This window comes from Vulgatibacter sp., assembly GCF_041687135.1.
Lineage (GTDB): Bacteria > Myxococcota > Myxococcia > Myxococcales > Vulgatibacteraceae > JAWLCN01.
Genome location: NZ_JAWLCN010000002.1, coordinates 429,545 through 443,802, shown reverse-complemented (window position 1 = coordinate 443,802; position 14,258 = coordinate 429,545). Strand labels below are relative to the sequence as shown.

Below are 14,258 nucleotides of genomic sequence, written 5' to 3'. Positions count from 1 at the left end.
GGACTGTGCAATGTATTCGAGAAGCATTGACAAAGCCTTCGTGTGCCCCCGAACCTTTGGGGGAACGAGAAAGGGAGGGACGGTGGAAGAGACGCGCCGCATCGAGGCCGCCCTGGAGGCCTGCCTGCAGGAGGCCACGGCGACCGGCTGCCCCCCGTTGCTGGCGGAGGCCCTGCGCCACGCCGTCTTTCCGGGAGGCGCGAGGCTCCGTCCCCAACTCACCCTCGCGGTCGCAGCTGCCTGCGGCGACGATCAGCCACTGCTCGCCGACGCTGCCGCCTGCGCGATCGAGCTCCTCCACTGCGCCTCGCTGGTGCACGACGATCTGCCCTGCTTCGACGACGCAGCCTTTCGGCGGGGCAGGCCGTCGGTGCACAAGGCTTTCGGCGAGGAGCTCGCCGTGCTTGCAGGCGATGCGCTGATCGTCCACGCCTTCGCCTGGCTCGGAAGGGCAGGGGCGAGGAGACCCGCCCGGCTGGCGGGGCTGCTCCAGCTGGTGGCCCGCGGGGTGGGCGCCCCCCACGGAATCGTCGCCGGCCAGGCGTGGGAGGGAGAGCCGGTGGTGGATCTCGCCGCCTACCACCGCTCGAAGACCGGGGCGCTCTTCGCCGCCGCGGCAGCAGCGGGGGCGCAGGCGGCAGGCGCCGACGGCAAGGTCTGGTACGAGGTGGGGATGCGCCTCGGGCAGGCCTACCAGGTCGCCGACGATCTCGGCGACGCCACCGGATCGGCTGCGGCCCTCGGCAAACCGGTGGGGCAGGATGCCGCCCACCGCAGGCCCACCGCGGTGCAGGCCTACGGCCTCGACGGCGCCACCTCCCTGCTCCGGAGCCTCCTCGACGAGGCGCTGGCGCAGGTGCCGCTGTGCGAGGGCCGGGAGGCGATCCGCGCCTGGATCCGCGGGGCGGTGGAGCGGGTGCTCCCGCCGCCCGCACGGCGCGCCGTCTCCGGATCGTAGGCCCCGGTTGCACGAGGGAGCCGCACCCGTTACATCGGGTCCGCCTCGTTCCCGGCGGTACCCGCTTTGCGCCTCACCACCTCCCCAGCGCCCACCTACTTGTCCACCCTCGCGCAGCGCCCGGTCCTCTTCGGCAGCCTCCTGATGATCGGCGCCTCGGCGCTCTTCGCGGTGATGGCGGTGGCCGCGCGGCAGGCCGCGCCCGAGATGAGCGCACCGCAGCTGGTGGTGATCCGCTTCGCGATCATGGCGGTGGGGACCCTCCTGTGGCGGGGCCCGGGCGCTGGCGCGATCCGCCCGAAGAATTGGAGGCTGCTCGGCCTGCGCGGCATCCTCGGCGGCGCCGCCGTCCTCCTCTACTTCGTGGCGCTGGCCAGGGCGCGGGACGCAGGCACCGCAGCGCTCCTCCAGTACACGAGCCCGCTCTTCACCAACCTCTTCGGCTGGTGGCTCCTCGCAGAACGCCCCAGCGGCAAGCTCGCCGTAGGTGGCCTCGTCGCCTTCGCCGGCGTGCTCCTCGTCCTCCGCACGCCGTCGGGCCTCGAGGTGGGGGTGGGGGAGCTCGCCGCCATCGCCTCCTCGGTGATCGCGGGCTTCGCCGTGGTCACCATCCGCGCCGCCCGCGCCTACGACAACAGCGCGACGATCCTCTTTGCCTTCTCGGTGGGCGGCCTGCTGCTCGCGCTCCCCTTCGCCATCCCGAGCTGGCAGGCGGCAGGGCCCGCCGTCTGGGGGCTTGCGCTCGTGGTGGGCGTGTCCAGTTTCTTCGCCCAACTCATGATGACCCACGCATTCGGGTTGGTGACCGCGGGCCAGGGAGCGATTTACCAGCTGCTGACGCCGATCTTCACCTTCGGCCTCGGCGCTGCGCTCCTCGGCGAAGCCGTCACCCCCGCTGCGGCGACGGGTGCACTCCTCGCAGTGGGTGCAATCGGCTGGGCGGCGCTACCCAAACGCCCCCGCTAGGCCGCTTGCAATCCGTTGCTCCGCTCGTTCTCCGTTCCCACCGTTCCACCATTCGGCGCTTCGAACGCTTGCCTGCCTGGGCAGGCGGCGACGGAGCGGTTGGTCGGGCGTACGGGGTGTGAAGGAGGCCGGAGATGGGCGTGCAGGTGCCGGGGCGGAACGTGGCCCGAGGGCCGCGCGACGTGCGGAACACGGAGCTGGGCAAGCTGGGATACGGCGTGGCGATCGCCGCGTTTCTCGCGATGGCGGCGCTGCTGCTCTCGGGCTGCGACAGCGGGAGGATCCGCAGCGTCACCGGTGATCTGGAGGCGACTCCCTCGCCGCTGAACTTCGGCGTGGTGGCGGTCGAACGCACGGTCTCGAAGACCATCGTCCTGCGCAACAACGGCGACGCGCCGCTGCGGATCACCGGGATCGAGGCACTCGGGGATCTGCCCTCCGCCTTCGTCGTCCCGGACGTTCCGAGCGAGCCGATCCCCGTGGCGGGAAGCAGGGAGATCAGCTTCGGCTTCCTCCCCGGCGACGAGCAGGCCTACGCGGGGCAGGTGGTCTTCATCACCGACTCGGCGGAGCAGCGCTCGATCACCATCGACCTGGCAGGCGAGGGCGCGAGGCCCCGGGTCGACTGCACCGAGTCCCTCGACTTCGGGCGCATCGTCCTCAACACCGACAAGGTGCTGCGCGCCACCTGCGTGAACGCAGGCCGCGTGGACGCCGAGCTGCGGGTCGCCGGCCGTGAGGGCGAGGACGCGGCGCTCTTCACCATCGGCGAGAACCTGGTGGCCGATCCCACCGTCGTGCCGGTGGGGGCGAGCCAGCTCGTCGAGGTCCGCTACACCGCCACCTTCCTCGGACCCGCCAGCGCGCGGGCGCTCCTCGAGATCCCCGGTGCGCTGGAGCCGGTGCAGGTGGTCGAGCTCACCGGCGAGGGCTTCGCCAGCGACCTCGTCGCCACGCCCAACTGCATCCACTTCGGATCGGTGAGCCCCGGCACCGTCGCCACCCGCGAGGTCACCGTCTACAACGGCGGCAACCGCACGGTGACCTTCGACGATCCCCGGCTCCTCGACACCTCCGGCGTCTTCGGGATCACCCGCACCGTGGTGGAGGGGGTCGAGGGCCCGCTCGAGACCCTCGCGCCGCAGGAGCAGGCGCAGCTCACCGTCGCCTTCGCGCCGACGGCGAACGGCGCCTACGCCGGTGATCTCCAGGTGCGCTCCGACGATCCGACCAACCCGCGCCTGCAGATCTGCCTCACCGGCAACGGCGGCGGCGCCGACATCCTCGTGCAGCCCTCGTCGCTCGACTTCGGAACCATCGGCGCCGGGATGCGCGCCAGGGCCTGGGTCACGGTGCGCAACGGCGGCACCGGCGAGGGCGGCCCCCTCGAGATCGACGGCGTGGAGGTCGACGCGCCCGAGAGCTTCACCGCGCGGCAGCCCACCGTCACCGTCCTCGAGGCTGCGGGCGGCGCCGTCTCGATCATCGAGGTGGAGTTCCACCCGCAGGACGTCGGCACCTGGAACGGCAACCTGATCATCCGCACCAACGACGGCGACACGCCCGCCTTCGAGGTGCCGCTCACCGGCGAGGCGAAGAACCTGCCGCCCTGCAGCTACGCGATCGAGCCGCCCTCGATCCGCTTCGGCGCGGTGCAGCGCGGCGCCACCGCGACCCTCGCCGCGGCGCTCCGCAACACCGGCACGGAGGAATGCGTCTTCTCCTCGGTGGCGCTCGCCCCCGGCACCGACAGCGTCTTCACCCAGCCCGGCGGCGCCGTCGGCGTCGCCACCGTGCTCCCCGGCGAAGCCCTCACCGTGCCGGTCCAGTTCGACGCCACCCAGAGCGGCAGCTTCGGCGGCGCGATCGGCTTCTACGTCTCGGATCCGGTCAACCCGCAGGGCAGCATCCCGATCACCGGCTCGACGGTGAACGGCTGCCTCAGCGTCACCCCCGGCGCCGTCGACTTCGGCCAGCAGCGAATCTCCTGCCCGGCGGTGAGCCGCAGCATCCGCCTCACCAACACCTGCACCACCACCGTGCAGGTGACCTCCGCCGCCCTGGGTGCCGGGACCTATGCGACGGGCGAGCTGCAGCTGGTGGCGGCGCCCACCCTGCCGCTCAACATCCCCGCCGGGGGCTCGGCGACCTTCAACGTCCGCTACGATCCGATCGACGAGGGGCACGACGGCGCGCCGTTGCTCTTCGCGACCTCGGTCTACGACATCACCGTTCCGGTTTACGGCTCCGGCACCAGCAACAACACGCGCACCGACAGCTTCCAGCAGGCGGAGCGCTCCTCGGTGGACGTGCTCTTCGTCATCGACAACTCGGGCTCGATGATGGAGGAGCAGCAGGCGGTCGGCGAGGCCTTCGACGACTTCATCAACTACGCGGTGGCGCAGGGCATCGACTACCACATCGGCGTGACCACCACCGGCATCACGCCCTCCGGCGGCGGCTGGGCCGCGTGCCCCGGCGGCGTCGACGGCGGCGAGGGCGGCCGGCTCTTCCCGGCGACCAACGAGCGCGCGCGCTACCTCACCCCGACCACGCCCAACGCGGTGGCGGTCTTCCAGGCGAACGTGCAGGTCGGCGTCTGCCACTGGTGGGAGGAGGGTCTCGAGGCTGCCTACCGCGCGGTGAGCACCCCGCTGGTCGACAACGCCGACGCGCCCAACACCTCGCTCTCCAACGACGGCAACCTCGGCTTCTACCGCCCCGACGCGCGCCTCTCGGTGATCATCGTCACCGACGAGGACGACCACTCCGACAAGGAGCCGAGCTTCTACGTCAACTTCTTCCGCAACCTGAAGGGCGCCGCCAACGCGGATCGGGTCACCGTCCACGGCGTGCTCGGCAACGGCTGCAGCACCGCCTCGGGCAACGGCGACCGCTACAGCCAGGTGATCGCCGCCACCGGCGGCACCACCGAGTCGATCTGCACCACCGACTGGGGCCGCTCGCTGGTCAACCTGGCGCAGGAGACCTTCGGCTTCAGCCTCCGCTTCCCGCTCACCGGGACGCCGACCGGCGCGGTGACGGTGCGGGTCGACGGGCGGATCGTGAACAGCGGCTGGACCTACGACGGCGCCACCAACTCCGTGGTCTTCACCGAGACCACCGCCCCGGCGCCCGGCAGCAGCATCGACATCAGCTACACGCCTGCCTGCGGGACCTGATCCATGCGAGCAGGAGCGGCACGGCGGCGGGCTCTTCGCAAGAGGGGCCCGCCGCTGCCGTTCCTCGGGGCGCAATCAGATCCAGCGCGAGAGCCAGAACCAGACCACCATCCCCGCCGGCAGCACCAGCATCGAGAGCAGCGCCGCGAGGAGGAAGCCGTCGTTGCCGAAGGGCAGGTGGGCGAAGTTCATCCCGAAGAAGCCGGTGACGAAGGTGAGCGGCAGGAAGATCGCGGAGAAGAGGGTGAGGCGCTTCACGATCTCCGAGGTGCGGTTCGCCGCAGCGGAGTGGTAGGCGGCCAGCACGTCCTTCAGCGCCTCGCGGGCCTGATCCACCGCCTCTGCGTGGCGGAGCGCGTGATCGTGCACGTCGCGGAAGTAGAGGCTGGTCCGCTCCGCGACCCGCTTGTCGGCGCCCTTGCTCAGCTGCAGCAGCACGTCGCGCTCCGGGGAGAGGGCGCGGCGCAGCTGCACCAGCGCCTCGCGGGCGGCGAAGATCCGCTGGAGCACCGTGCGCTCGTGCCTGCCGGTGAGGACCTCGTCCTCGAGTCCGTCGATGCTCTCGCGGAGCTGCTCGATCACCGGAAACTGCGCGTCCACCACCTCGTCGCAGAGGTGGTAGAGCAGCACGTCCGGCTTGCGCGCGAGGAGCTCGGGGTCTGCCGCCGCCCGCTCCCAGACCCGCTCGACCTCCGGCAGCGCCGTGGCGTGGACCGTGACCAGCACCTCGCCGGTGAGGAAGGCGTGGAGCTCCCGCAGGGTGAGATCGCTGGGGCCCGCGCCCACCGCGAGGGTGTGGATCACGAGGAAGACGGCGCTGGGGTAGTCCTCGAACTTCGCCCGCTGGTTGAGGTGGAGGCAATCCTCCAGCGCCAACGGGTGGAAGCCGAAGGTGGCGCCGAGCCAGGCGATCTCCTCCGGCGTCTGGTCCTGGATGTCGATCCACCGGGTGCCGCCGGCGGTGGCGAGCTCCGGGCCGCCGGCCAGGATCTGGTCGTGCTCGTCGAGGGTGAGGACGCGGATCACGGGACGCGTTCTCTGCCGGCGCGAAGGGGCGCGTCAAGGGGCGCGTCCAGGCGTCGGCTTCCTGTGCGCCTCTGTGCGCCGCACACGAAGGAGCGCGCGCGGGGCGAGCCATGCCTATACTGGCTGCAACGTGACTTCCGCCGAGCCCCGTCCCCTCCGTCCCGTCGTACCGCTGGCGCCCGCCGAGGCGAAGGCGCTCTGCAACCGGGTGATCGCCAACGTCGAGCGTGCGCTGCTGGGAAAGCGCACCGCCATCGAGCTCTGCCTCACCGGCCTCCTCGCCAGGGGCCACCTCCTCATCGAGGACGTCCCCGGCGTGGGCAAATCGACGCTGGCCCACGCGCTGGCCCGGTCCCTCGACCTGCCCTTCGCCCGGATCCAGTTCACCAGCGATCTGCTCCCCGCCGACATCCTCGGCGTCTCCACCTGGGATCCGCAGGGCGGCGCCTTCACCTTCCGGCCCGGGCCGATCTTCCACGCGGTGGTGGTCGCCGACGAGATCAACCGCACCCCGCCGCGGACCCAGTCGGCGCTGCTGGAGGCGATGGCGGAGCGGCAGGTCTCCCTCGAGGGCACCACCCGGCAGCTGCCCGATCCCTTCCTCGTGATCGCCACCCTGAACCCGCAGGAGCAGCAGGGCACCTACCCGCTGCCGGAGTCGCAGCTCGATCGTTTCCTGCTCCGCCTCGGCCTGGGCCACCCCGCCCACGAGGTGGAGCGGGGGCTGCTCCTCTCCCGCCGCGGCGCCGAGCCGGTCTCCACCCTCGAGCCGGTGGCAGGGGCGTCGGAGGTGCGCAGGCTCCAGCAGGCGGCGGACGCGGTCCGCCTCGACGGCGCCGTTGCCGACTACGTGCTCGCGCTGGTGGGGGCGACCCGCGACGGCGCCCGCTTCTCGCTGGGCGTCTCCACCCGCGGCGCCCTCGCCCTCGCAGCAGCGGCGCGGGCCCGGGCGGTGATCCTCGGCCGCGACTACGTGCTGCCGGAGGACGTGAAGGCGCTGGCGCTCCCCGTCCTCGCCCACCGCGTGCAGCCCGCTGGCCGCGACGCCTGGGACGCCGATCGCGGCGAGGCGGAGCGCCTCCTCACCGAGGTAATCGCCGAGACCGCGGTGCCGGAGTAGCCGGTGGAGTGGGGCCGCCTGCAGGCCACCGCCAGGCTCTGGTGGCGGATGATGCGCATGCAGCGCGTCACCCGCGAAGGCTGGTTCTACGTCGGCTTCACCCTGGTGGTGGGCGCCGCTGCGATCAACACCGGCAACAACCTGCTCTACCTGGTGCTCGGCCTCCAGCTCTCGCTGGTGCTGCTCTCGGCGCTCCTCTCCGAAACCGCGCTCCGCGGCATCGAGGTGGCGCGCGAGCTCCCCCGGCACGCGGTGGCTGGCCAGCCCTTCCGCGCGGCCTTCGTGCTCCGCAACCACAAGCGGCGCTTCGCCTCCTACTCCCTCGTGGTCTCCGAGCTGCAGGGCCCCGCAGCAGGCGTGCGCGTCTTCGTGGCGCGGGTGCCCGCGCGCAGCGAAACCCGCGCGCTCTACGAGGCGGTGGTGCCGCGCCGCGGGGAGGGCGCCTTCGCCACGGTGCGGATCACCACCCGCTTCCCCTTCGGCCTCTTCGAGAAGAGCCGGGAGCAGGAGGTGCCGGGGCTCCTGCCCATCCACCCGGCGCCGGTGCGCGCACCTGCGGCGAAGCTCGGGCCGCTGACCGGCGAGGGCGAGCGGCCGGAGCCGCTGCCGGGCAACGGCCACGACTTCCACGCCCTGCGCGAATGGCGGAGCGGCGACGACCCGCGGCAGATCCACTGGCGCTCCACCGCCCGCACCGGCAGGCCGGTGGTGATCGAGCGGGAGCGCGAGCGCAGGCGGCGGGTGAGCCTCCTCGTCGACACCCGCGGCCTCTCCTCCTCCCGCGCCGTGGACGGCGTCGCCGAGGCCGCCCTCTCGCTGGCCCGCCGCTTCCTCGAGTCGGGCTGCGAGGTGGGGCTCGCCTGGAACGGCGGCGCGCTCCCGCCAGGCGCGGGCCCCTCCCACCTGCGCCGCATCGGCGACGCGGTGGCCGCGCTCCACCCGACCCGCGCCGACATGCCGGCGCCGAAGCCCTTCCAGAGCTCCCACGCCGTGCCGGTCCCAGCCGCAACGGCGGCGCCGCTGGTGCAGGCGAAGGTGGTGCCGGTGCACGAGGGGCCCGCCGGTGATTCCCGGGGCAAGCTCACGCTGCACGGCATGCAGCGCGCCGCGCTCCTCGCCGCGGTGGTGGCGGGCTTCGCCTCGCTGGCGATCTCCGGCGAGCTGCCGGTCTGGGCGGTGGGCGGCTTCGTGGTGGCGGCGATCCTCGGCCTGCTCCTGCGCGAAGGCGCGGCGCAGGGGGTTCGCAACGCCTCCAACGTCGTCGCCCTCGGCGCGCTCCTCGTCCTCGCCTTCCAGGTGGTGAGCGGCGCCGCCGACGTGATCGTCGCGGCGCCGACCTTCGCGGTGGCGCTCGCTGCCTCGCGCCTCCTCGGCCGCCGCGGCCCCGCGGACGACGCGCTGCTGCTGCTCTCGGCGCTCCTCATGCTCGCAGGCGGCGCCGCCCTCACCGGCGATCTCTCCTACGGCCTCGCCTTCGCCGCCTTCGCCGTCACCGCCACCGTGGCCTTGTGCCTCTCCCACCTGCGCCGCGAGACCGAGGAGGTCGACGGCCCGCACGCGAGCAAGCGCCGCGGCACCGTGAGCGGCAACCTCGTCGGCGCCCTCGCGGTCCTCTCGGTCACCGTGCTCGCGGGCTCGGCGGTGGTCTTCGTGATGTTCCCCCGCGTCTCCGCCGGCATGATCCGCCGGGCGATGGAGCAGCGGGTGGGCGGCGGCTCCGACCGGATCCAGCTCGGCGGCGTCGGTGTGCTCAAGGAAGATCCCACGCCGGTGCTGCGCGTGCGCTTCCCGGAGGGCGAGCCCGCCTCCGAGCTCTACTGGCGCACGATGGTCTTCGATCGCTGGGACGGCCGCGGCTGGACCAGGCCCGCAGGTGGCCGCACCCCGATCCCCACCGCTGCCGACGGGATCTACCGCTTCGCGCCGGTGGAGCAGGGCGCGGTGGTGGCGGAGGTGGAGGTCCTCGGCGGCGAGCCCGGCCTCCCCAGCCCGGGAGAGCCCCTCGAGGTGCGCTTTCCCCGCAAGCCCCGGGAGACGCCGCCGATCCTGCTCGAGGCGCCAGGCGGCACCCTCGAAGTGCGCCGCGAGGGCGGCGGCAATCTGCGCTACCGGATCGCGGCGGCGCCGCGCCCGCGGGCCGACGAGCTCCAGGGACGGGAGCGGCGGTATCCGCCGCCGGAGGTGGCGCGCTACCTGGAGATCCCGGCGGGCCTCGATCCGAAGGTGCGGGAGCTGGCGCTGCGGGTGGGCGGCGACGCCGATCCGCTGCGCAGCGCCGAGGCGCTGGTCGAGCACCTCGAGCGCGGCTACCGCTACACCCGGGAGCTCCCCGGCGAGGTGCCCGATCCGATCGCCCACTTCCTCTTCGAGCGCAAGGCGGGCCACTGCGAGTTCTTCGCCTCGGCGCTGGCGCTGATGCTGCGGATCAACGGCGTGCCGGCCCGGGTGGCAGCGGGCTATTACGGCGCCTCCTTCGTCGAGGGCGGCGACTATTGGCTGGTGCGGCAGGGCGACGCCCACGCGTGGACCGAGGCGTGGTTCCCGGGAAGCGGCTGGGTCCGCTTCGACGCCACGCCGGCGGAGGTGCGGCCCGGCGAGCTGGGCGGCACCTGGGCGTCGGTGGTCGAGTGGGTCGACGTGTTGCGGGTGCGCTGGAGCGATTGGGTGCTCGACTTCGACACCCGCAGCCAGGTGCAGATCGCCTCGGCGATCGCGCAGGCCTTCTCGCGGCAGGAGGGGGCGGGCCGGGATCTGGCGCGGCCGGTGCGCTTCCTCGGCGCTGCCCTTTGCCTCGGCGCTGCTGGTTGGCTGGGCCTGCGGCTGCGCCGGCGCCTCCTCGAGGAGGCGGGCCGCAAGGTGCCCCCGCACCACAAGGCGGCGGTGCGTCTCTTCCGCGAGGTGAAGCGCTCCCTGCGCAGGCGCGGGGTGAAATTGCCCGAGAGCGCCACCGCAGCGGAGTGGGCGGAGGCGGCGGCCCGGGTGGCGCCCGAGCGCGCCAACGCGGTGCGGGCCGCGGTGGACGCCTACGAGCGGACCCGCTTCGGCGGCAGGCCCCTCGACGGCGAGCGGGCAGCGAGCCTGCGCCGCGCGCTTCGTTAACGGGCCGCCGCCAGCTCCATCCTGCTGCGGCGGCGATCGACCAGGGTGGCTGCGGCGACGCCGCCGATCACCAGGGCGGTGCCGGCGATCTGCAGCAGGCCGAGCGACTCGCGCAGCACCAGCACCGAGCCGGCGAGGCCGAAGAGCGGCACCAGGTTCATGAAGAGCGAGGCGCGCTCGGGCCCGAGGGAGGCGACGCCGCGGGACCAGAGGAGGAACGCAGCCACGCTGCCGAGCAGGGCGATGTAGAGCACCTGGAACCAGCCGGCGGTGGAGAGCACCAGCACGTCGGGCAGGCCGCCTTCGAGGATCGCCAGGGGCAGCGCGCCCCCTGCACCCACCACCACCGTGGCCGAGGTGAGGACCTTCGCCGAGTGGCGCTTGCCCAGCCTGCCGGCGAGCACGAGGTAGGAGGCCCAGGCGACGGCGCCGCCGAGGTGGAGCAGATCGCCGAAGATGCGGGTGTCGCCGCTGCCGCCGGCGAGGTTGGCGGAGAAGACCAGCGCGATGCCGGTGGTGGCCACCGCGAGGCAGAGGATCCGCTGGGGCGAGGGGCGCTGGCCGAAGAGGACGACCCCCGCCACCGTCACCAGGATCGGCGAGACCGCCGGCGCCAGCGCCGCGTCACCTGCAGGAGCGAGGCGCAGGCCCGAGAAGACGAAGCCGTTGAAGATCACGCTGCTCATGGCGCCTGCAGCAGCGAGGGCGGGCAGATCCTCGCGGGAGAGGCGGCGAAGCTCCGGGGCTGCGAGGGGCAGCACGATCAGGGCGGCGATGCCGTAGCGGAGGAAGGTGACCGCCATCGGCGGCAGCTCCGCCGAGAGCAGCTTGCCCACCGAGAAGACCGCGCCCCACAGCGCCGTAGCCAAAACAACCTGTACCAGCGCCTTGCGCTCCACCACCTGCACTCCCGACCGCCCCCGAAAAGCGCGCAACCTATTAGAGGGGAACGGCCGGTACGTCCAGTCCCGTCTGCGGCGGGGCGAAGGTCAGAGCGGCAGGGATTCGCGCTCCTCCATCAGTGCGAGCATCCGCTCCTCGAGTCCGTCCTTCTCCGCCTGGAGCGTGCCGAGCTGCACGTAGTCCGCTGCGAGGTTGGGATCCTGGAGCCGTGCCTCGAAGCCGGCGACCTGCTTCTCCAGCCTGGCCAGCTCCTCGTCGATCCCCTTCGCCCGCCGCTCCGCCGCCTTCTTCGCGTTCGCCTCGGCCTTGCGCCGCTCGTGCTCGCTGCGGCCGTCGCTCGGGGCCTCGTCCGCTGCAGGCGTGGGCGCCAGCGCCGCGGCGGCCATGGCCTCGCGGCGCTCCTTCACCTCGAAGAAGGAGCCGGACCAATCCTCGAGGTGGGCGGGGCCGCCGCCTGGCGCGTCGAGCCAGAGGAGCCGCTCGCAGGTCCGCTCGAGGAACCAGCGATCGTGGGAGACGCAGACGAGCGTGCCCGCGTAGTCGTCGAGGGCGGTCTCCAGCGCCTCGCGGGCCTCGGCGTCGAGGTGGTTGGTGGGCTCGTCGAGGACGAGGAGGTTGAAGCCGGCGAGGGTGAGCTTCGCCAGGCACGCCCGGGCCCGCTCGCCGCCGGAGAAGGTGCCGATGGGCCGCTCTGCCTCGTCGCCGGAGAAGAGGAAGCGGCCCGCGTGGCTGCGCAGCGCGCTGTCGGGGAGGGCGCGGCGGGCCTGGTGGAGCTCCTCGAGGACGGAGTTGCGGGGATCGACCGCGCTGAGCTCCTGGTCGTGGTAGCCCACGCTCACCTTGCCGCCGAGGCGGACGAAGCCCGCCGCAGGGCGGAGCTTGCCGAGGAGCGCCTTGAGGAGGGTGCTCTTGCCCACGCCGTTGGGGCCGACGATGCCGACCCGCTCGCCGCGGCGGATGGTGAAGGTGGCCCCTTCGAAGAGCCGCCTGCCGCCGGCCTCGAGGGCGAGATCCTCCGCTGCGGCGACCTCGAGCTCCGACTGGCCGGCGACGTCGAGGCGGAGCCGCGCCACTTTCTCGGTCTGCACCGCCTCCACCCGGTCGAGCTTCTCCAGCATCTTGCGCCGTGCCTGGGCCTGCTTCGTCGCCTGGCCGGCGATGTTGCGGCGGATGAACTCCTCGGTCCGGGCGATCAGCGCCTGCTGCCGCTCGTGCGCCTCCTGCTGCTGCTCGCGCACCTGCGCCCGCTGCTCCAGGTAGGCGGAGTAGTTGCCGGTGTAGAGGGTGAGGCGGGCGCGGGCGATCTCGCCCACGCGATCGACGGTGGCGTCGAGGAAGGAGCGGTCGTGGGAGCTCACCACCGCCGCGCCCTTGTAGCCCCGCAGCAGCTCCTCGAGGAATTCGGTGGCGCCGAGGTCGAGGTGGTTGGTGGGCTCGTCGAGGAGGAGCACGTCCGGCGCCCCGAGGAGGAGCCTGGCGAGGCCCAGCCGCGTGCGCTCGCCGCCGGAGAGGCCGCACACCGGCTTCTCGAACGCGTCCTGGGCGAAGCCGAGGCCCGAGAGGATCTTCTTCGCCTGGGCCTCCGCCACGTAGGCGCCGCGCCGCTCCCACTGCTCGTGGAGGTGGCCGTAGTGCTCGAGGAGGGCGGGGTCGCCGTCCGCCAGCTTCGGCTCCAGGCTGCGGAGCTCCGCCTCGAGGGCCTGGAGATCGGAGAAGGGCTCGAGGGCGCTCTCGAGCACGGTGCCCGCCTGGTTCTCGTCGATCTGCTTGAGCCAGCCCACGGAGAGGTCGCGCCGGCGCTGGATCCTGCCTTTGTCCGGGGCGAGCTCGCCGCCGAGGATGCGCAAGAGCGTCGACTTGCCCGCGCCGTTGCGGCCCACGAGGCCCAGGCGCGTGCGCTCGTCGATGCGCAGGGAGATGCCGGCGAGGACCGGCTCGCCGGCGAAGGAGAGGGTGGCGTCTTCGAGATGGAGCAGCGACATGCGACCGTCCCAACAGCGGAAGGGGCGCGCACCTTACCGCAATCGTCGGGGACGGCGGGGCTGGTTCGGGCGAGCCGGCGGGGGCGCGGGAAGCAGGCGCCCGCCAGCTCGCCAGAAACTCAGAGTGTGCCGCGCCGGCGGGGCGGCTCCTGCCGCTGCGGCTCCACCCGGCCCTGCTGCTCGAGCTGCTCCTGCCGCTCGATGTCGGGATCGACGAGGCGATCGTCGAAGCCGAGCTGCAGGCGCATGCATTCGGAGAGCTCGCGGGCGGCGTACTGCACGCCGTCGTCCCAGGCCAGGGGGCGCAGCGGCTCGATCCAGGTGACGCCGGTCCAGGGGCCGGGGCCGCCGTAGGGCAGGCCGAAGAGGTTGAAGCGCACCCAGGGCGAGAGCCCCGGCGTGTTGTTCAGGCCCTCGATCAGCGCCAGCGGATGCTCGACGTCCTCGATGCCGGCGATGCGGAAGAGCTCCTTCACGTAGGACTCGCGCTCCTCGTAGCAGGCGCCGGGATCCGGCGCGCCGCCGCCTTCGGTCGGCGCCTGCTGCTGGCGGCGCCGGCGGTAGTCGCGCCGGGGCTCCTCGTATTGCGGGTAGCCGGGGCCCGCCCGGAGGCCGGGCTGCGGCTCGGTGCGGACGCCGGGGGCCTGCGTCGGCGTGAGCCCCATCGCTTCGGAGGTGACCACGCCGAACGAGCCGGAGCCCGGCTCCTCGTCGTCGGGTGCCGACTCCACCCGGATCCAGCCCTCGCGCAGCTGGATGGTCGTCCCTGCAGGCGGCGCCTCGGGGAGGATCTCCACGTAGCCCCACTCGCCGCTGATCACACCCGAGCTGCCGTCCTTGCCCTTCGCCTCCGCCGCCGCTGCGGGGAGCGCCACCGCCGCCACCAGGCCGAAGGTGATCGTTGCACGCATGGTGCCTCCTTCTTGCCATGAACGGTGGTGATCGCTTGCGGTCGGGGGAAGGAACGCACGCCCCACGAGCAGGCGCAGGGGCGCCGCTCGTCCGGGGGCTGGGAAAAATCC

9 protein-coding genes are annotated in these 14,258 nt (G+C 72.9%); 5 read left to right on the top strand and 4 right to left on the bottom strand.

Annotated elements, in window-relative coordinates; all coding sequences use genetic code 11:
* Positions 1–82 precede the first annotated feature (82 nt).
* The 3 genes from ACESMR_RS05725 (at position 83) to ACESMR_RS05715 (ending at position 5,106) form a co-directional block, all read left to right on the top strand.
* Positions 83–958 carry a polyprenyl synthetase family protein gene (locus ACESMR_RS05725; RefSeq protein WP_373045840.1) on the top strand — a complete coding sequence of 292 codons (876 nt, stop codon included), beginning with the start codon at positions 83–85 and terminating at the stop codon, positions 956–958.
* 66 nt (positions 959–1,024) lie between these two features.
* Positions 1,025–1,924: a DMT family transporter gene (locus ACESMR_RS05720; protein WP_373045838.1), complete on the top strand. Its 900-nt coding sequence runs from the start codon at positions 1,025–1,027 to the stop codon at positions 1,922–1,924.
* Between the two features lie 134 nt (positions 1,925–2,058).
* Positions 2,059–5,106, top strand: coding sequence for a choice-of-anchor D domain-containing protein (locus ACESMR_RS05715; protein WP_373045836.1), 3,048 nt, complete (start codon positions 2,059–2,061; stop codon positions 5,104–5,106).
* 75 nt (positions 5,107–5,181) lie between these two features.
* On the opposite strand, the gene ACESMR_RS05710 is transcribed toward ACESMR_RS05715, so the two are convergent.
* A complete protein-coding gene (locus ACESMR_RS05710) occupies positions 5,182–6,132 on the bottom strand; it encodes a magnesium transporter CorA family protein (RefSeq protein ID WP_373045834.1) in 951 nt (316 codons plus the stop codon).
* Positions 6,133–6,262: 130 nt separating this feature from the next.
* On the opposite strand from ACESMR_RS05710, the gene ACESMR_RS05705 reads away from it, so the two are divergent.
* Both ACESMR_RS05705 and ACESMR_RS05700 read left to right on the top strand, forming a co-directional pair.
* Positions 6,263–7,252, top strand: a complete 990-nt coding sequence (locus ACESMR_RS05705) for an AAA family ATPase (protein WP_373045832.1) — start codon at positions 6,263–6,265, stop codon at positions 7,250–7,252.
* Between the two features lie 3 nt (positions 7,253–7,255).
* Positions 7,256–10,351 carry a transglutaminaseTgpA domain-containing protein gene (locus tag ACESMR_RS05700; RefSeq protein WP_373045830.1) on the top strand — a complete coding sequence of 1,032 codons (3,096 nt, stop codon included), beginning with the start codon at positions 7,256–7,258 and terminating at the stop codon, positions 10,349–10,351.
* Here the strand turns inward: ACESMR_RS05700 and ACESMR_RS05695 are convergent.
* The 3 genes from ACESMR_RS05695 to ACESMR_RS05685 all read right to left on the bottom strand — a co-directional run bounded on the left by ACESMR_RS05695 (position 10,348) and on the right by ACESMR_RS05685 (position 14,147).
* Positions 10,348–11,253, bottom strand: coding sequence for a DMT family transporter (locus tag ACESMR_RS05695; protein ID WP_373045829.1), 906 nt, complete (start codon positions 11,251–11,253; stop codon positions 10,348–10,350). The two genes, ACESMR_RS05700 and ACESMR_RS05695, sit on opposite strands and share 4 nt — an antisense overlap.
* Before the next feature lie 87 nt (positions 11,254–11,340).
* Positions 11,341–13,236: an ABC-F family ATP-binding cassette domain-containing protein gene (locus ACESMR_RS05690; RefSeq protein WP_373045827.1), complete on the bottom strand. Its 1,896-nt coding sequence runs from the start codon at positions 13,234–13,236 to the stop codon at positions 11,341–11,343.
* Positions 13,237–13,355: 119 nt separating this feature from the next.
* Positions 13,356–14,147, bottom strand: a complete 792-nt coding sequence (locus ACESMR_RS05685; protein WP_373045826.1) for a hypothetical protein — start codon at positions 14,145–14,147, stop codon at positions 13,356–13,358.
* Positions 14,148–14,258: the final 111 nt, after the last annotated feature.

Excerpts from the sequence above, each read along its gene's own strand:
- ACESMR_RS05715 (WP_373045836.1), top strand. The coding sequence starts at position 2,059 with ATGGGCGTGCAGGTGCCGGGGCGGAACGTGGCCCGAGGGCCGCGCGAC.
- ACESMR_RS05690 (WP_373045827.1), bottom strand. The coding sequence starts at position 13,236 with ATGTCGCTGCTCCATCTCGAAGACGCCACCCTCTCCTTCGCCGGCGAG.
- ACESMR_RS05685 (WP_373045826.1), bottom strand. The coding sequence starts at position 14,147 with ATGCGTGCAACGATCACCTTCGGCCTGGTGGCGGCGGTGGCGCTCCCC.